At 62.7% G+C, this 17,156-nt stretch carries 19 protein-coding genes and 1 tRNA gene; 9 read left to right on the top strand and 11 right to left on the bottom strand.

Annotated features, from left to right (window positions below; translation table 11 throughout):
* Positions 1–25: 25 nt before the first annotated feature.
* Positions 26–238, bottom strand: a complete 213-nt coding sequence (locus CK220_RS19495; protein WP_095813090.1) for a hypothetical protein — start codon at positions 236–238, stop codon at positions 26–28.
* Between the two features lie 451 nt (positions 239–689).
* Positions 690–1,100: a hypothetical protein gene (locus CK220_RS31485; RefSeq protein ID WP_141245169.1), complete on the bottom strand. Its 411-nt coding sequence runs from the start codon at positions 1,098–1,100 to the stop codon at positions 690–692.
* Positions 1,101–1,740: 640 nt separating this feature from the next.
* On the opposite strand from CK220_RS31485, the gene CK220_RS19485 reads away from it, so the two are divergent.
* Complete coding sequence (locus CK220_RS19485) at positions 1,741–2,034, top strand: PilZ domain-containing protein (protein WP_095813172.1); 294 nt, start codon at positions 1,741–1,743, stop codon at positions 2,032–2,034.
* 598 nt (positions 2,035–2,632) lie between these two features.
* On the top strand, positions 2,633–2,764 hold the full coding sequence (locus tag CK220_RS32815) for a hypothetical protein (protein ID WP_280952743.1): 132 nt from the start codon (positions 2,633–2,635) through the stop codon (positions 2,762–2,764).
* Positions 2,765–2,792: 28 nt separating this feature from the next.
* On the opposite strand, the gene CK220_RS19480 is transcribed toward CK220_RS32815, so the two are convergent.
* On the bottom strand, positions 2,793–3,095 hold the full coding sequence (locus CK220_RS19480; protein WP_095813088.1) for a helix-turn-helix transcriptional regulator: 303 nt from the start codon (positions 3,093–3,095) through the stop codon (positions 2,793–2,795).
* A 209-nt stretch (positions 3,096–3,304) separates the two neighbouring features.
* Between CK220_RS19480 and CK220_RS19475 the strand changes: the two genes are divergently transcribed.
* Positions 3,305–3,532 (top strand): hypothetical protein, encoded by a 228-nt coding sequence (locus CK220_RS19475; RefSeq protein ID WP_095813087.1) that lies wholly within the window; start codon positions 3,305–3,307, stop codon positions 3,530–3,532.
* An 81-nt stretch (positions 3,533–3,613) separates the two neighbouring features.
* Here CK220_RS19475 and CK220_RS19470 read toward each other — a convergent pair whose 3' ends face one another.
* Complete coding sequence (locus CK220_RS19470; protein ID WP_141245168.1) at positions 3,614–3,835, bottom strand: hypothetical protein; 222 nt, start codon at positions 3,833–3,835, stop codon at positions 3,614–3,616.
* Positions 3,836–4,018: 183 nt separating this feature from the next.
* On the opposite strand from CK220_RS19470, the gene CK220_RS19465 reads away from it, so the two are divergent.
* Positions 4,019–4,612, top strand: coding sequence for an SOS response-associated peptidase (locus CK220_RS19465; RefSeq protein WP_095813085.1), 594 nt, complete (start codon positions 4,019–4,021; stop codon positions 4,610–4,612).
* A gap of 112 nt (positions 4,613–4,724) precedes the next feature.
* Here the strand turns inward: CK220_RS19465 and CK220_RS19460 are convergent, their stop codons facing one another.
* Positions 4,725–5,273, bottom strand: a complete 549-nt coding sequence (locus CK220_RS19460) for a J domain-containing protein (RefSeq protein ID WP_095813171.1) — start codon at positions 5,271–5,273, stop codon at positions 4,725–4,727.
* Between the two features lie 243 nt (positions 5,274–5,516).
* Between CK220_RS19460 and CK220_RS19455 the strand changes: the two genes are divergently transcribed.
* Both CK220_RS19455 and CK220_RS19450 read left to right on the top strand, forming a co-directional pair.
* Positions 5,517–5,837 carry a hypothetical protein gene (locus tag CK220_RS19455; RefSeq protein ID WP_095813084.1) on the top strand — a complete coding sequence of 107 codons (321 nt, stop codon included), beginning with the start codon at positions 5,517–5,519 and terminating at the stop codon, positions 5,835–5,837.
* Positions 5,834–6,025: a hypothetical protein gene (locus CK220_RS19450; RefSeq protein ID WP_095813083.1), complete on the top strand. Its 192-nt coding sequence runs from the start codon at positions 5,834–5,836 to the stop codon at positions 6,023–6,025. The genes CK220_RS19455 and CK220_RS19450 overlap by 4 nt, the downstream gene beginning before the upstream one ends.
* A 93-nt stretch (positions 6,026–6,118) precedes the next feature.
* Here CK220_RS19450 and CK220_RS19445 read toward each other — a convergent pair.
* A tRNA-Pro gene (locus CK220_RS19445) sits at positions 6,119–6,195 on the bottom strand.
* A 199-nt stretch (positions 6,196–6,394) separates the two neighbouring features.
* Here CK220_RS19445 and CK220_RS19440 point away from each other — a divergent pair.
* Genes CK220_RS19440 through CK220_RS19430 form a run of 3 tightly spaced genes read left to right on the top strand, consistent with a single transcriptional unit; the run spans position 6,395 to position 10,779 of the window.
* Positions 6,395–7,915 carry a phosphomannomutase/phosphoglucomutase gene (locus CK220_RS19440; RefSeq protein ID WP_095813082.1) on the top strand — a complete coding sequence of 507 codons (1,521 nt, stop codon included), beginning with the start codon at positions 6,395–6,397 and terminating at the stop codon, positions 7,913–7,915.
* Positions 7,916–7,925: 10 nt separating this feature from the next.
* Positions 7,926–10,163 carry an AGE family epimerase/isomerase gene (locus CK220_RS19435; protein WP_095813081.1) on the top strand — a complete coding sequence of 746 codons (2,238 nt, stop codon included), beginning with the start codon at positions 7,926–7,928 and terminating at the stop codon, positions 10,161–10,163.
* Positions 10,164–10,167: 4 nt separating this feature from the next.
* Positions 10,168–10,779 (top strand): hypothetical protein, encoded by a 612-nt coding sequence (locus tag CK220_RS19430; protein ID WP_141245167.1) that lies wholly within the window; start codon positions 10,168–10,170, stop codon positions 10,777–10,779.
* A 5-nt stretch (positions 10,780–10,784) separates the two neighbouring features.
* Here CK220_RS19430 and betB read toward each other — a convergent pair whose 3' ends face one another.
* Genes betB through betI form a run of 5 tightly spaced genes read right to left on the bottom strand, consistent with a single transcriptional unit; the run spans position 10,785 to position 17,064 of the window.
* A complete protein-coding gene (gene betB, locus CK220_RS19425) occupies positions 10,785–12,248 on the bottom strand; it encodes a betaine-aldehyde dehydrogenase (protein ID WP_095813079.1) in 1,464 nt (487 codons plus the stop codon).
* Between the two features lie 53 nt (positions 12,249–12,301).
* Positions 12,302–13,954, bottom strand: a complete 1,653-nt coding sequence (gene betA / locus CK220_RS19420) for a choline dehydrogenase (RefSeq protein ID WP_095813078.1) — start codon at positions 13,952–13,954, stop codon at positions 12,302–12,304.
* A complete protein-coding gene (locus tag CK220_RS19415) occupies positions 13,947–14,948 on the bottom strand; it encodes a threonine/serine dehydratase (RefSeq protein ID WP_095813170.1) in 1,002 nt (333 codons plus the stop codon). The genes betA and CK220_RS19415 overlap by 8 nt, the downstream gene beginning before the upstream one ends.
* Entirely contained in the window at positions 14,948–16,477 is a 1,530-nt protein-coding gene (gene betC, locus CK220_RS19410) for a choline-sulfatase (RefSeq protein WP_176479135.1), read from the bottom strand. Before betC ends, CK220_RS19415 begins: the two co-directional genes overlap by 1 nt.
* A complete protein-coding gene (betI, locus tag CK220_RS19405) occupies positions 16,474–17,064 on the bottom strand; it encodes a transcriptional regulator BetI (protein WP_095813077.1) in 591 nt (196 codons plus the stop codon). Before betI ends, betC begins: the two co-directional genes overlap by 4 nt.
* Positions 17,065–17,156 lie beyond the last annotated feature (92 nt).

Below are 17,156 nucleotides of genomic sequence, written 5' to 3'. Positions count from 1 at the left end.
GTTGGGTCTCGCACCGCATTGAGGATCAAAGGCGGTTCGAAGCGTCAAACTTGAAGGCATACTTATAGTACGCCCGGCTCCGCTCATCGGTCACCAGTACCCAGGACCATTCAGCCCGTCTGCCTTGGACCGGCTTACCGGTGGCCTTCTCAGCTGCCTCCCAAGGGGTATCCGCTTCGGCGACATGATAGGACGCCACCTCGTCCCCAGCCATCACCTCAACGCTGTATGTCTTCATGGGGCCGTTCCAGCAGCATCGATCCCAGGCTTGGCGGGGCCAGGTCCGGCTCCGCGAAATGGCCGGCGGCCGACGCATTCTGATGGAGTGTGGGGTTACAGAAAGCCTCGGCCGCCAACTTTGGGCGGCGCGGGGTGGCGCCTCCAATAAGGATGCCCTGATATGGTGAACGAATGGTTACTATCCAGAGCCATGGCGCGAGCCGGGAGGCCTTGCGGCTTTGAACCGTGCATGCGCTCGTGAGTTTGGCTACAGCGGTCGATCTCTTTCCCCGGCAGCGGTAGCCCGCAGGCTTGCGCGAGCGGTTGTCCAGCGCGTGCAGCAGGGCAAACTGGCCGAGCCGCGCGCCCGCCCGGTGCCGACCTACTGGGTGAAGCCGGGAATCACCGGCCCTAGTTTTGCAGCCGGGCAAATATCGAGCCTCGCTGTTCCGCAGAGGGGTCGCTTGGCCCTAGCAGATCTGGCTGCGCCGGCCGTCCAAGGTAAAGGAGATGATACGGCCCCAATTTCGATCGAATTCGCAGGACCCGGTAGTCCGGATAGGAGCATGCGCCTTGTTGCGCATCTCAAACTCGATCGTCACCTTTGGAGGATTGACCTCTTCGATCGCGCTGAGCGCCTTGTAAGCCATTCCGCGTTCGCGTGAGTTCAGCCTCAACAGGAAGAATTCGCAACGCTCGGCGGGGGACTGCGGCGGTGACGGCGCAGGTTGGCGAATCGTGAGGGCGTAGACGCCTGGCGCTGCAATCGCCAGACATGCCGCCATGGCCAAGGGAAAGAGCTTATTCATCGCTATGAGCTCTCGAGACGCTCCCGAACCCAAACAGATGCCCGTCACCCCAGGCAACGGGATGGCGGGCATCTATTCACTTCCGCCGACGATGAAGGGACTGATGCTCGCCGGCTCTATCAAACCATGCAGCGCGGCTTAGGTTTCAGCATCGGGACCAAAGCGCCAACCTGTCCGACTTCAGTCGGATCGGAGTACGCGCTGCCAGGCCCGCGCCGTTGGGAGTCCCGCCCGCCACCCCTCAAGGTGAGCGGGCTCTAACCTTTCCGGTGGTCGCTACATTTTGGTGGCCGTGATTTTGGGCAGGCCAAGGCGCCTATACGACAGGGTATGTGGCCCGGTGGCCTTGGGTGTGGCTTTGGGCGCGCCACCGGGCCTTGGCCGGCAGGGGTAAGAGCCGGCAAGGGCATATATGCGTATCTGCTAATGAATGGAAATTCAGCCAAAAGGCCGAGCCCAACTTGAATCCACAGTGAGTAACGGCTGTACACTGCAAGAGCTGACGGACGCGGGCGTGTCTGTCATGGCCGGCGGCCTCGATGGCAGGATTTCCCAACACGAGATCTTTGGCGGTACGCGCGTTGCCGGAGACTTGGTAGCAGGACGATCGATGCAGGAAACATCGCCCGGCGGCATAAAATCTGGAATGCCGAGCCTCGGGGATAATTTCCGACTCGACGGAGCGCTGAAAGGCCGTTCACGTTATAAGCCCATGGAAACCCCGCCTCCAGACGGTCCCCGTCGAGAACATCGCCCGCGCGTGCTGAAGGGCGCAACGATTATCACCGGTTTCCAAAACTCGGAAATCAGCTGCTCTCTACGCAATCAGCACTCCCAAGGAGCCGAACTGAGGGTGGCCGCAGACATCCAGATTCCAGCACGCTTTCTGCTTTATGTCCCCGTTGACGGCATCGCTTACAGAGCTGTTGTTCGATGGCGAAAGAATGACCGCGTCGGCGTCGAATTCGATGGTACCGAGCCAAAGCCGAAGTTCCATTACGGTTGAAATGCCGGAGGCACCACGCCCTTGGACTGGGGCGTTAGAAGGCCCGGACTGTCTGCTTAGGTCGTTCCCCGACTTCCCGCAGCCCGGGCCCCTTGGATCAACGCGCGTGCAGGTCTCTCCAACTCGGGCTGACGGGGAACATCCTGGCAGGCAAGCGGTTTTATAATTCGGCGGCACGGCCAGTTATCCGAGTCGTCCCGCATAGGAGCAACCGAGCCCGCTCGACCTCTCTCCGAGCGGGCTGTTGCAATTTTCTGGCGGCCTGGATGTTCGCAGCCTACCTCACCGGGCATGAGTAACGGCTGGTCAACAGCTGATCGACGCGCGCATGTCCGTCACGGCGGGCTGCCTCGATTGCCACCGTTATCAGAAGCTCGATCTCACTCCGCGATCGCTTCGGCTCTGATGCACCCGCCATGGAACGCGATTTGAGGCCATGGCTGAAGCGCGCTGTCTGCGGCCGCAAGCGCATCACACTGACCTATGCGCCTGATATCAGCCCGAAGCACCTTCGCCAGAGATAGCCTGCCAATGCTCGCTAGGAACTTCAGCGGTATCTAAAAGTTCTCCCAGGGAAGTCCCGTACAGTGGGTGCAAGATGGCCGAGTTGGCATTCGCTTTCGTGTATTATTCAGGGCTCACCGGCCATGACATGGTGGGCGGCGTCGTCTCGTTAATCGCCGGCCTGGTTCTCTATAATGTCATGCGCGAGGACAGGCCAAGCCGTTAGCAGCTCCTTGCCGCGGCGCTCCAAATCCCTAGGGCGCGCGGTTTGCCTGCCGGCGCCGCCACGTTCTGTTGTCGGTGTCGCGAGTCCGATGCTGGGCTTCAAAGCGGGTAAGTGAAGGGCTCCCCTCAAGCGGAAAGACAATCCCCGCCCCCTCCAAGGCTCGGCGTATGGCGGCAACATAGCGGGGATTCGGTGTCCTAAACCCGTTCTCGAATTCGCTGATCGTCGCTTCGCTGAGATTCGCCTTGGCGGCGAGTCGCACTCGCGACCAGTTCAATAGAGCTCGTGCGGCTTTTAGTTGTTGCCCTGACAGTATTTCACGGCTGTCCATAGGCGTGGAACATTCAATGGGCCTAAAATGTTCCGGCCGCAAATGCCGTGTGCGCTTCGCGGCTGAAAGTCATCCTGCGACCGGGATTTCCGTGCCCCGCTAGGTCGTGCTGCGGTTCAAGAAGTTCGAGAGAGGCTTCGGACCTCAGTCTGACCCTAATTGACTCGAAGCCTCTTGCTGTTGTTGGGTATCGGGGTAGAGGGTAATCGATGCGTGGAAGCGAGCATAATGCTGTCCCGCTCAGGAAAGCGGGATACGGAATAGTCGAACCGGCCGAGGTCAGCATTCTTGCAAAGGCCGTGAGTGATTACTGCTCAAGTCACAAGATCGAACGCGTGGATGAGCGTGAAAACATCGCGATCAAAGTCATGCGCTTGTTCGGACGCGGTGTGACGGACCCTGACCAGCTATTGGTAGAGCTCGAAAAGGTAGGCTAGGCGAACCTGGCCCTACTGGGCGCGCCCGGCCGCCAAATCCTGTGTCACCATGATAGCGGCCGGGTCGCCCAGAGGGCTTCATCATTTTGCGAAGTCTGTGCGCACGGGCTGCTCTTCGACGCCGAACTCGTGGACGCTGGCGTTTCTTTCGTCAACGACACGGAACCAGCGCTTGTGGTCACTTCGGGCAGAAATCTGGCCCCCGGTGACTGCTTTGACGGCGCTCAGCGCGTCGGCAGCACGGGTAACATGTCTGGCGAGGACAGTATCACCCGCCATCTCTTCAGCATGGAATTGTGGCATGCTCGGCTCCGTTTCTGGAGCAACCGTGCCCCGCCGAGAAGGTTCCAGCCTGATTCACGAAACCGTGACAGCAGGCTCGGACGCGTGGCTCCATGCGCGGAGCCGCCTGGGAACGTTCCATCGGGACGGAGCGTTCCCGCGCGAAGGGGAGATTCGAACCGCGCGCGTTCCTGCGAGACCGTTATGTGCAACGATTACGAGCAGCACATTGCTTGGGCCGAATACCGCCGCATGATGGAGACGCTCGCCTTGCGAGTTCCCAGCCATCAAAGCGAACTCGACCTGCCGCAAGCTGACGACATCCGCATCAACGACCCGGCTCCGATCATGCGGGCCGCCGGTGACGCGGTGGAACTTGCCTCGATGACATTTGGCTTGCCGCCTTCCGGTCCAAAAGGCGGGCCGGTGTTTAATTTTCGGTCTGAGGGGCGACAGTTCGCAAACAGCAGGCGCTGTCTTGTGCCGGCATCGGCCTTCTTCGAGTTCACCGGAACGAAGTACCCGAAGGCGAAGCACCGCTTTACGCTCAACGGCGCCCCGTTCATGGCAATTGCCGGGCTTTGGCGCGAAGCGGCCGGCAACATGCCGCCGAGCTTCACCATGCTGACGACGGATCCAGGGCCGGACGTCGCGCCATATCATAATCGTCAGGTCGTGGTTCTTGAGCCGGTGAACTGGTCCGCCTGGCTCAACCTGACAAAGCCGGAAGGTGAGCTGCTGCGGCCGCTTCCTGCCGGGTCGCTCACAGTCGAGACGGTGAGGCTAGAGAGACAGTGACCATTCTGGCGTTACAGCAAATAGCCCACCAGCATCCCGATGAGAGCGCTTGCGCCCGCCTCGGTCCAGCCCCTCCCTGTGGCGCCAGACCGGGCCAGCCTGAACCCGCGCTCTAGCCGCTGTGCGAATAGTCGAGCAATCTCGTAGCGACGGGCGACTTGTGACGATGCTCCGAATTGGCGCGGTCGATCCCGTCAACGGTGATGGCGAACATCCCGTTTTCGATCCTTCCTATCCATCCCTTCGCCTTGAGGTACCAGAGATGAAACTCCAGATGCTCGGTCGGGCAACCCGACAGGCGTTCGAGTTCTTCATCGCCGATGCCAGGATTGTGGACGTCCTGTCGGCGCCTTGTGCAAAGAAGTGACAGCACCTTCGCTTGAACGACAGAATCCCGCTCGATGGATCTCGGGTCAGCAGCGGCTTCAGCCAACTCTCGGCGATCACTTACATAATCTCGGTATTGGATATCGTACTGCGCGCGCTTCAGCGGATCTTTGAGCGTATTGTGCGCCTCTACGATGTCATTGAAGCGAGATTCATCGCCAGTGTCCCGATTGTCGGGATGGTAGCGCATGGCGAAATAGCGAAATATTCGTTCGACCGTCTCAGAGGTGGCCTTCGGGCTGATCTCTAGAAGCTCGTAGTAATCAGTGAACATTTCAGTGGTGTCCCCCAACTTTACACCACACTCCCCCAAAGCAGAATCGCGCAACTTCAGATCGCGTGCAAGGCGCCCCCAGACCTATTTCGCGGAATAGTAAAGAGGTTAGGCCTTCCTCAGGCGTTAACCGCGATCGTGTGCGGCACCTTCACAGGGACAGGTTCCCGACGGATGAGATGCGGCTAAAAGATTTCCACAAGCAGTCTTGACGATCGAGGAAAATGTTCCTTTTTTGTTCTCATGCCCGAGACCTATGGCCCGAAGCGGCGTGACTATCCGCTGTCGAACCTGAACGACACCATGCGCCTGGTTCGGGTGCGGTGCCGCTACTGCAAGCGGCAGCATAATTATCATCCCTCGGATCTGATCCAGATCTTTGGCGATGTCGACGTCGACTCGCTCGCCCGTCGCATGAAATGCGAGAACGGCGCCGACCACGGTATGCTCGATGTCGAGGCCTTCGTCCCGACCGGCCGCGAAGGCGTCGGCTTGCGCATCCGACGCCTGGTGGCGATCAAGATAAACCGGGTGCCGGTTTGGAAGGAGGAAGGACCGAAATGACGACCGACCAATTCGAACGCGTACTTGGGGCCCTGCTCGACGCCGACCCTGGGCCGATGTCGATCGCGGCCGGCATCGCCGCGTTGCGCGCGATCGGGTTCGAGGAGACGGACGGCGATCTGCAATCGCTGGTCGGAACGTTCGCAGCCGAACGGGGCAGGGCGATACGTTTTGACCTCCGAAGCTAGCAGGGCGACGACCATCATCGGCCGGACCCTGAGTTTCAGGTGGGATATCAGGTGGGAGGCAAAATCAGGAGAAGGCTAACTGCTTGTTTTTTCTGGTCGGAGTGGCAGGATTTGAACCTGCGACCCCATCGTCCCGAACGATGTGCGCTACCAGACTGCGCTACACTCCGTGACCAGACGGCGGGCTTATAGCTGCCACTTTCCGATCCTGCAAGCGTCAATGGCTGCACTTGTGTCGCATTTCTCGGCTTTCACCAAGCTTGCCCGGAAGGCACGCGATTTAGCCATCGGATAAAGACCGGCTTAAAAGCTTTTTGATAAGCCGCGCTTTCTATAGATCGGCATTCCGGCTCTCTGGAGTTTCAACCATTGACCCTGACGATTGTTGGCGAAGCCCGGCCCAGCAGCTTCGCATTCGAGACCTCGGCGCTGATCAGGGCGTCGGGCTTTCGCGAATATGACGCGCGCTGGTGGTTCGGCCATCCCGGCTCGACCAAGGCGCCGGAGCTCAATTTGATCGGCGTCCAGGCGCTCGGCATGGGCCTGGGCACGCTGATCCGCCGCTTGGGCGTTGGGCCGGATATCGTCACCGGCCATGATTTCCGCTCCTATTCGCTGTCGATCAAGCTGGCGCTGGTCTCCGGCTTGATGGCGGCTGGCGCCCGGGTGAAGGATATCGGCCTGGCTTTGTCCCCCATGGCCTATTTCGCGCAGTTCGCGCTCAACACACCCTCGGTCGCCATGGTCACTGCCTCGCACAACGAGAATGGCTGGACCGGCGTCAAGATGGGGGCGGCGCGGCCGCTCACCTTCGGTCCGGAAGAGATGAACGCGTTGAAGAAGATCGTGCTCGAAGCCGACTTCGGCCTCCGCGGCGGCGGTGCCTACGAATTCGTCTCCGGCTTCCGCGAGACCTATCTCGCCGATCTTACCAAGGGCAAACACATCTCGAGAAGGCTCAAGGTCGTTTGCGCCTGCGGCAACGGCACGGCCGGCGCCTTCGCGCCGGAAGCGCTCGCGCGTGTCGGCTGCGAGGTGATCCCGCTCGACGTCGAGCTCGACCATACGTTCCCGCGCTATAATCCCAATCCGGAGGACATGCAGATGCTGCATGCCATCAGCGAAAAAGTGCTGGCGACGGGCGCGGATGTCGGACTGGGCTTCGATGGCGACGGCGACCGCTGCGGCGTCGTCGACAACGAGGGCAACGAGATCTTCGCCGACAAGGTCGGCCTTATGCTCGCGCGCGATATTTCATCGCTCCGTCCGGGCGCGGCCTTCGTCGTCGACGTCAAGTCGACGGGGCTCTTCGCCACCGATCATGTGCTCAAGGCGAACGGCGCCGTAACTGACTATTGGAAGACCGGCCATTCCTACATCAAGCGCCGCGTTGCCGAGCTCGGTGCCGTCGCCGGCTTCGAGAAATCCGGGCATTTCTTCTTCAATCCGCCCATCGGCCGCGGCTATGACGATGGGCTGATCACCGCGATCGTCGTCTGCCAGATGCTCGACCGCAACCCGTGGAGCTCGATGGCCGATCTCTATCGCGCGCTGCCGCTGACCTACGGTACGCCGACCATGTCATCGCACTGCCCCGACGAGGTGAAATACGGCGTGGTCGACCGCGTCGTGGCCGATTTTCAGACGATGCACCGCGAAGGTGCTGACTTCGCCGGCCAGAAGATCGCAACGCTCATCACCGTCAACGGCGTGCGCGTCGTCGCCGAGGACGGCACCTGGGGCCTGGTGCGCGCCTCCTCGAACAAGCCCGAGCTTGTCGTGGTGGTGGAGAGCCCGGTATCGTCCGAGCGGCGCCGGCAGATGTTCGAAGCCGTCGACGCCGTGCTGCGCCGCAGTCCCGAAGTCGGCGCCTACAACCAGACTTTCTGACAGGGCAGCCATGAGCCAGCGCATCGTCAGTTTCGTCATGAGCGGCGGCGTCGGCTCGCGGTTATGGCCACTGTCGCGCGAGGACAATCCCAAGCAATTCCATGACCTTTCCGGCGACGGCACGATGCTGGCCAAGACCTTGCGCCGGCTGGCCGCGCGGTCTGAAGGGCAGACTCCGATCTTTCTCATCGCATCGGAGCGCCATGCCGAGCGCGTCCATGCCGATCTTGCCGGCATTGATCTCGCCGGCGGCGGCCCGCTGTTCGAGCCCACGGGTCGCAACACCGCCGCTGCCGCGGCGCTGGCTAGTCTGCGCACCCTCTCCGAATTTGGCGATGAGCTTGTCCTCGTAGTGCCCTCCGACCACGAAATCTCCACCGCACGCCAGTTCTGGCAGAGCATCGAAGCAGGTGCTGCAGCGGCGAGAGCCGGTCGCCTGGTGGTGTTCGGCATCAAGCCGACGCAGCCCGAGACCGGCTATGGCTATATCGAGGTCGCCGACGACCGGGACGGTGTGTTCGACGTCTCACGCTTCGTCGAGAAGCCCGACCTCGCCATGGCGCGGGCCTATCTGGACGCCGGCAATTTTTACTGGAATACCGGCATTTTCCTGTTTCGCGCCGGCGCCATGCGCGATGCCTTCGCCGCCTTCGAGCCCAAGATCTGGCAGGCGACGGAAGCCGCTTATCAGGCGGCCACCAACGATCTTTCCGGGCTCTACATGCCGCTGGAACTCTACTCGGCCATCCCGTCGACCTCAATCGACTACGCCGTCATGGAGCGAGCCAAGGACATCGCCATGGTGCCGGCCGGATTCCGCTGGAACGATCTCGGTTCGTGGCAGTCGCTGCTCGACGTCGGCCCGTCGGACAAGGATGGGAACGTCATCCTCGGCGATGTCGTCGCCATCGATTGCGAGAACTCCTACATTCGCGGCGACGGCCGGCTGCTGTCGGCCATCGGCATGAAGGACGTGGCCATCGTCTCGACCGCCGATGCCACGTTCGTGGCGCCGGTCAGCCATAGCCAGCACGTCAAGAAGATCGTCGAGCAGCTGGAGAAATCCGGCCGGCTGGAGACGAGGTTCACGCCGGCGCATGACCGCGTCATCGAGACCGGCGCCTGGCGGCGGCGCGTGCGGCACTGGCTGTTCGAGGAGACGCTGCCGCTGTGGTCGAGCGCCGGCGTGGATGAGCGTCATGGCGGCTTTCACGAGGCATTGGGCTTCGACGCTTCGCCGCTGATGAAGCCGAAACGCATGCGCACGCAGGCGCGCCAGGTCTATGCCTTCGCGGTCGCCAAGGAGCGCGGCTGGGACGGCCCGGCCGACCGGCTGATCGCTCATGGCCTCGACTTCATGGCAGGCCGGGGCCGCACCGACAAAGGCGGCTGGGTGCGCACGCTCAATATCGACGGCTCGGTCGCCGATCCGGTCGAGGATGCCTACGATCATTCCTGCGTGCTGTTGGCGCTGGCGCACGCCCATATGTCAGGTCATCCCGATGCGTTGCGGCTCGGCGAGGAAACATTTGCTTTCCTCGATGCCCATCTCGAGGACAGCCGCATGACCGGTTTCCTCGAAACCTCGGACGGCGATGGCGAGCGTCGCTCCAACCCGCACATGCATCTGCTCGAAGCCTTTCTCGCTTGGCACAGGGCCACCGGCGAACGCGCCTATCTGCGCCGCGCGGCGCGCGTTATCGATCTCGTCCGCAGTCATTTCTTCGATGCCGAAAGCTGGACGTTGGGCGAATATTTCGACGACGGGTGGCAGCCCGTGGCGGGCGAGAAGGGCGCCTGGACCGAGCCCGGCCATCATTTCGAATGGGCCTCGCTGCTCGTCGATTTCGCCGCCCGCAGCGGCCAGTCCGAACTCACCGGCTTCGCCCGCAAGCTCTATGCCTCGGCGGTCGCCAACGGCCTCAACCGCGCTACCGGCCTTGCCTACGGCGCCGTCTCGCGCCAGGGCCTGCCACTCGACACGGTCTCGCGCAGCTGGCCCCAGGCCGAGGCGATCAAGGCGGCGATCGCGCTCGACGGCTCGGGCGGGCCGGACCTCAAGCCGGAGATCGAGGCGCGCGTCGGCCGCCTGTTCCGCTGGCACATCGATCCGGCGCCGCTCGGCCTCTGGATCGACCGCATCGACGAGCGCGGCCGGTCATTGGCCAGCGACGTCCCGGCCAGCATCTTCTACCATCTGGTCTATGCGCTGACGCAGTATCTGGATGGGACGGCGGAGAAGGGGTGAGGAGTTGGGGGAGGCGGACGCCAGCGATTTTGTAGAAGTTCCGGGCGACACAACCCTTTGGAAGACACAGGGCATTCCGCCGATAAGGATCAAACTCCCCATCGAGGCCAGCGGCCGCTTTCCTTGGTACTGGCCCATCTTCGGCATAGCCTCGGTGTGGGCACTATCGTCTTCGGTGAAGTTCTACTCTACTGCTGTCCAAAACTGGGAAGCAGGAAATTCACTCGGCCGGCTAGGGTGGGTTGCTGGGATATTCGGATGCCTGTTTGTCAGCTTTCTGTTCGCGGGGATGTTAGCAAGGGCGGTATTGGACGCGGCAAGTTCACGTCCATTGCTCATTCTCACGAAAGAAGCCCTGTGGGATAGGCGGCAGCTGGACGAACCGATGCCGTGGAGCAACGTCGAACAAGTAAGCTTTCAATCCAGTAGGCTTTCGTTGGCCGCTCACCTGAAACTTGCCCAACCTGTGTATGTCCGAAGCGGGCTGTTCCGATTCGGTGGGACAGTCACGAGCGGGCTCAGATCAAATGTGGTCGTCTTGATTTCGGACTTGGACATGGACGAGGGGGTGATCGAGAAGGTCATCGTCGCCCTTCCCAAGAATGCGCAACCGTAACCAAGTCAGTAAGGCGCCGCCACGTCCCCCGTCTCGACATAGATCGCCTTCAGCTGCGAATAGTGCGCCAGCGCCGCCAGCGAGTTCTCGCGACCGATGCCCGACTGCTTGACGCCGCCGAACGGCATTTCCACCGGCGTCAGATTGTAGGCGTTTATCCAGCAGGTGCCTGCCTGCAGCTCGGCAATCACCCGATGGGCGCGGGGCAGGTCGCGGGTGAAGACGCCCGCAGCGAGGCCGAATTCGGTATTGTTGGCGCGTTCGATCACCTCGTCTTCGCTGTCGAATTTCAGCACGCTCATCACCGGTCCGAAGATTTCCTCGCGCGCGATGCGCATGCCATCGGTCACGCCGGTGAACACGGTCGGCTCGATGAAGAAGCCACCCTCGAAGCCCTGCAGCGACGGCACGTTGCCGCCGCAGGCAAGCGTCGCCCCTTCCTCTCTACCGGCGGCAATGTACGATGCAACCTTGTCCTGCTGCGCTTTGTTGACCAGCGGCCCCATCTGCGTTTCCGGATCGAGCGGATCGCCGATGCGGATCTTTTTGGTGCGCTCAATCAGCCGCTCGACGAAGCGGTCGTGCAGGTCCTTCTGCACGAAGACGCGCGTGCCGTTGGAGCAGATCTGGCCGGTCGAATAGAAGTTGCCCAGCATGGCGCCGCCGATGGCGTTCTCGAGATCGGCATCGTCGAAGACGATCAGCGGCGACTTGCCGCCGAGCTCCATCGTGGCGTGCTTCATCTTCGAGCCGGCAAGCGACAGCACCTTGCGGCCGGTCGGCACCGAGCCGGTCACCGAAACTTTCGCCACGACATCATGACCGACGAGGCCGGCGCCGACATCGCCATAGCCCTGGACGACGTTGAACAGCCCGTCGGGCAGGCCGGCCTCGCTGTAGATCTCGGCCAGCGCCAGTGCCGAGAGCGGCGTGTTCTCCGACGGCTTGAACACCATGGCGTTGCCTATGGCTAAAGCCGGCGCCGACTTCCAGCCGGCGATCTGGATCGGATAGTTCCAGGCGCCGATGCCGACGCACACACCAAGCGGCTCGCGTCTGGTGTAAGCAAACGGTCCGCCGAGATCGATCATCTCGCCGTTGAAGGCCGCCACTGCGCCGGCGAAATATTCCAGGCAATCGGCGGCCGAAGGCGCATCCGCCACCAGCGTCTCCTGGATCGCCTTGCCGGTGTCCAGCGTCTCGATGCGCGCCAGGTCGGCATTGCGGGCGCGCAGGATATCCGCGGCGCGGCGCAGGATGCGGCCGCGCTCGATCGGCTTCATCCGCGCCCAGGCCGACTGCGCCGCGCGCGCCGCTTCGATCGCCAACTCAAGCACGTTCGGCGTCGCCGAATGCAGCGTGGCGATGGTCTCGCCCGTCGCCGGATAGATCACCGGCAGTGGCGCGCCGCCTTCGTCCTCGACGTAGCGGCCGTTGACGTAGTGCGATGCCGTTGGCTGGGCGCGCATGGTCTTCTCCGTTCGTAATCGCCGGGGCAGGGGGGCGCCCGCCGGATCATGCGCTATCTGTCGGCCACCTGCCAGCGCGGATTGATCCAAGGTTCTTGGTTCGATGGCGCGAGCGGCGTGCGGCCGAGGATGTGGTCGGACGCCTTCTCGCCCGTCATGATCGACGGCGCGTTGAGGTTGCCGTTGGTCACCCGCGGGAAGATCGAGGAGTCGGCGACGCGCAGACCCTCGACGCCGATCACCCGGCATTCCGGATCGACGACGCTGGTCAGGTCGTCGGCGCGGCCTATCCTGCAGGTGCCGCAAGGGTGATAGGCGCTCTCGGCGTGATCGCGGATGAAGGCGTCGAGCTCGTCGTCGGTCCGCACATGACTGCCCGGCGAAATCTCCTTGCCGCGAAAGCCGTCGAAGGCCTTCTGGCCAAAAATCTCGCGCGTCAGCCGGATGCAGTGGCGAAACTCGCTCCAATCTTCGGGATGTGACATGTAGTTGAAGCGGATCACCGGTTTCGCTTTCGGATCGGGCGAGCGCAGGCTCACCGAGCCGCGCGACTTCGACCGCATCGGCCCGACATGTGCCTGGAAGCCATGCGACTTCGCCGCCGCCTTGCCGTCATAGCGCACCGCCGCCGGGATGAAGTGATACTGGATGTCGGGGTAGTCGACGCCGGCGCGCGAGCGAACGAAGGCGGCGGCCTCGAAATGGTTGGTAGCGCCGAGGCCCGTCTTGAAGAACAGCCATTGCGCGCCGATCATTGCCTTGGAGAACGGGTTGAGCACTGAATTCAGCGTGATCGGCCTGGTCGATTCCTGCTGGATATAAAGCTCCAGGTGGTCCTGCAGATTGCCGCCGACGCCCGGCCGGTCGGCAATTACATGGATGCCGTTCTCCTGAAGATGCGCGCCAGGGCCGATGCCGGACAGCATCAGGATCTTGGGCGAATTGATCGAGGATGCCGCGACGATCACCTCACGTCGCGCCTTAACGACCTGAATCTGTTTGTTAGCTTCGATCTCCACGCCGACGGCGCGTTGATTCTCGATCACCACGCGTCGGGCGAAACCCTTGAGCAGGGTGACGTTTTTTCGTTTGAGCGCCGGCTTCAGATAGGCGTTCGCGGCCGACCAGCGGCGGCCACCGCAAATGGTCTGCTCCATCGGTCCGAAGCCTTCCTGCTTCGATCCGTTGTAGTCGTCGGTGAGCTCGAAGCCGGCCTGGCGCCCGGCCTCGATGAAGGCGCCATAGAGCGGATTCTTGCGCGTGCCGCGCTGCACATGCAGCGGGCCGCCGTGACCGCGCCAGCCGTCCTCGCCGCCGTCGGAATTCTCCATGCGCTTGAAATAGGGAAGCACGTCGGCGAAGCCCCATCCGGCAGCACCCTGTTCGGCCCAATGGTCGAAGTCGCGCGCATGGCCGCGCACATAGACCATGCCGTTGATCGAGGACGAACCGCCGATCACCTTGCCACGCGGCGTGGCGAGCACGCGACCGCCGAGATGCGGTTCCGGCTCGCTGGCGAAGCCCCAGTCGTAAAGGCTCATGTTGAGCGGGATCGACAGCGCCGACGGCATCTGGATCAGCGGCCCGATATCCGTGCCGCCGAATTCGACGACGATCACCGAATGCCTGCCGTCTTCCGAGAGCCGGTAGGCCATGGCCGAGCCGGCGGAGCCGGATCCGATGATGACGAAATCCGCTTCAAGCATTGTTCATATGCGCCATGAAATCGGCGAGCGAGACATTGCCGCCGGTAGCCACCACGAGGACGGTTTTGCCCGCCACATCCACTTTGCCGCCGAGTAGCGCCGCAAGCGACGCCGCGCCCGAAGGCTCCAGCACCAGCTTCAGCCACTCGAACGCGATCTTCATTGCACGCCGCACCGCGGCGTCGTCGACGGTGATGCCGCGAGCGCTGGCAGCACTCACCGCGGCGAAAGGCGCCTCGCCTGGCTTGCGCGCCATCAGCCCGTCGCAAATGGATTTCGGTCCGATCGGCATCGTCTCGATCGCGCCATGCGCCAGCGACGAGCCCATGCCGTTGAAGCCTTCCGGCTCGACGGCGACGATCTCGGTCTTCGGCGACAGATAATGGAAGGCGAGCGAAACGCCGCCGATCAGCCCGCCGCCGCCGACCGAGCAGAACACCAGATCGACGTGGGCCTTCTTCGCCGCCAATTGGTCGAGCGCTTCCAGCCCGGCCCCTGCCTGGCCGGCGACGATCTCGGGATCGTCGAAAGGGTGAAGCAAGGTGAGGTGCTCGGTCTCGGCGATCTCGCGCGCCTTGGCGGCGGCGACTTCCTCGCGGGCACGGTCGCCATGATCGGTCAGCACGACGCGCGCGCCGTAACCGGCAGTGGCGTCGCGCTTGGCGGCAGGCGCATCGACCGGCATGACGATCGTGACGGGGATGCCGAGCGCCTGGCCGGCGGCCGCAAGCCCTTGCGCGAAATTGCCGGAGGAATAGGCGACCACGCCCGCCCTCGCTTCATCCGGCGACAGCCGCTTAAGTCGCCAATAGGCGCCGCGCACCTTGAAGGAGCCCGCCCATTGCAGCGATTCCGGCTTGACGAAGACCCGTGCGGCGCCGGTCTCCCTCGCAAGCGCGGCCGACTCCAACAGCGGCGTGACTTGCGTCGCCGTCGAGGTGACGGCGTAGGCCTGCTTCAGGCGGTCGAGGGTGGGAACCAGAACGTCTGACATCATTCGCCTCGCGGATACCGTTTGCTCTCTTCGAGATTGTCGAGATTCATGTGATTGCGCATGTAGCGCTCCGAGGCTTTCTGCAGCGGCTGGAAATCCCAAGGGTAGTAGGCGCCGTTGCGCAGCGCCGGGTAGATGACCCAGCGACGCGCCTGGCTTTCGCGCACGGCGGCATCGAATGCGGCCATGTCCCATCGCGCCCGGACTTTTTCCATGAACGCCGCCACCAGGGCTGCGTTCGCCGGGTCGTCAGCGAGGTTGTTCCGCTCGAGCGGGTCGGCCTCTAGGTCAAACAGTTGCGGCGCGTCGAGCTCGCAGTGCACGAATTTGTATTTGCCGTCGCGGATCGCGGCCAGCGGCGCATAGGAGCCTTCGGCGGCATATTCCATGAGAACGGGTGCGGTGCGCGCCTGGCCATTGAGCAGCGGCAGCAGCGACTGGCCGTCGGTCCACGGCGCGATTGCAGCGATATCGATGCCGGCGAGGTCGCAGAGCGTCGGCGTCACGTCGAGATTGGAGACGGGCGCCTCGATGAGGCCGGCTGGCACGCCGTTGCCGGCAATCATCAGCGGCACGCGCGCCGAGCCCTCGAAAAAGCTCATCTTGAACCACAGGCCGCGCTCGCCCAGCATGTCGCCGTGGTCCGAGCAGAACAGGATGATGGTGTCGTCAAGCATGCGGGTGCGCTTGAGGACGTCCAGAAGCTGGCCGAGCTTATCGTCGACATAGGAAATGTTGGCGAAATAGCCGCGCCGGGAACGGCGCACCTGCTCGGGCGTGATCTCGAAGGACGGATAGTCGCCCGCCCGGTAAAGGCGCTGCGAATGCGTGTCCTGTTCGTCATGCGGGATGAACGGCGTTTCGGGATCGAGCGCCTGGCAGTTCTCGTAAAGATCCCAGTACTGCTTGCGCGCGACATAGGGATCGTGCGGGTGCGATAGCGAAACGGTGAGGCACCACGGCCGATGTCCCGGATCGTCCTGCTCGCGCGAAAGCTGATAGAGTTTTTGCTCGGCCAGAAACGCGACCTCGTCGTCATACTCCATCTGGTTGGTGGTCTCGGCAATGCCGGCGCCGGTGACCGAGCCCAGATTGTGATACCACCAGTCGATCCGCTCGCCGGGCTTGCGGTAATCCGGGGTCCAGCCGAAATCGGCCGGATAGATATCGGTGGTCAGCCGCTCCTCGAAGCCGTGCAACTGGTCCGGTCCGACGAAATGCATCTTGCCGGACAGACAGGTGTAATAGCCGGCGGAGCGCAGATGATGCGCGAAGGTCGGGATCGAGGAGGAGAATTCGGCGGCGTTGTCATAGACACCGGTGCGCGACGGCAGCTGGCCGCTCATGAACGAGGCCCGGCCCGGCGCGCAAAGCGGCGAGGCGGTGTAGTTGTTGGCGAAACGCGCCGAGCGGGCGGCAAGCGCCTTGAGATGCGGCACATGCAGGAAATCCGCTGGGCCGTCGGGGAACAGCGTGCCGTTGAGCTGATCGACCATGACGATCAGGAAATTGGGCCGTTTGATCGTCAAGGCAGGCTCCGTCCGCTGAGCTTGATTTCGAGATAATCTTCGACGAGCGCGATCGCTGTCTGCGCATCGGGCACGCCGTCCTTCAGCGCGCGCCGTATGTAGAGCCCGTCGATCAGCGCCGCCGTCGCTTCCGCGACGCGGTCCGCTTCGGCTCTCGGCAGAATGCCGGTCAGCCCGCTCATCAGATTGGAATTGAGTCGCCGCGCATAGATGCGAAGCAGCCGTCGCAGCTCGGTCGATTGCTGCGCCTCGACATAGAAGGCGAGCCAGGCGGCGATGATCTCCGGCTGGAACTGCTCGTCGGAGAAACTGACCGCGACGACGGCCGAGACGCGCTGGCGCGGTGTCGCGGCGACGCGAAGCGCTCGTCTTGTATCGACGTTGAGCTCGGCAAGGATGTGCCGCATCGTGGCGAACAGCAGCTCGTCCTTGGCGCCGAAATAGTGATGTGCGAGCGCCGACGACACGCCGGCGCGGCCGGCGATCTCCGACATGGTCACGTCCAGCGAACCGCGTTCGCCGATCGCCGAGATCGTCGCGTCGATCAGCGCCCTGCGGCGCAGCGGTTCCATTCCGATTTTCGGCATTTGAAGGGTCCGGTTCGAAGTCAGATTATTTTTTATTGACGGATCAATCAATAAAAATTCGGCATCGGGATCAATCGATCGTGTCGCTCTGG

The sequence above is a fragment of the Mesorhizobium sp. WSM3860 genome, assembly GCF_002294995.1.
Classification (GTDB): Bacteria; Pseudomonadota; Alphaproteobacteria; order Rhizobiales; family Rhizobiaceae; genus Mesorhizobium.
This window is presented reverse-complemented; position numbering and strand designations above follow the sequence as displayed.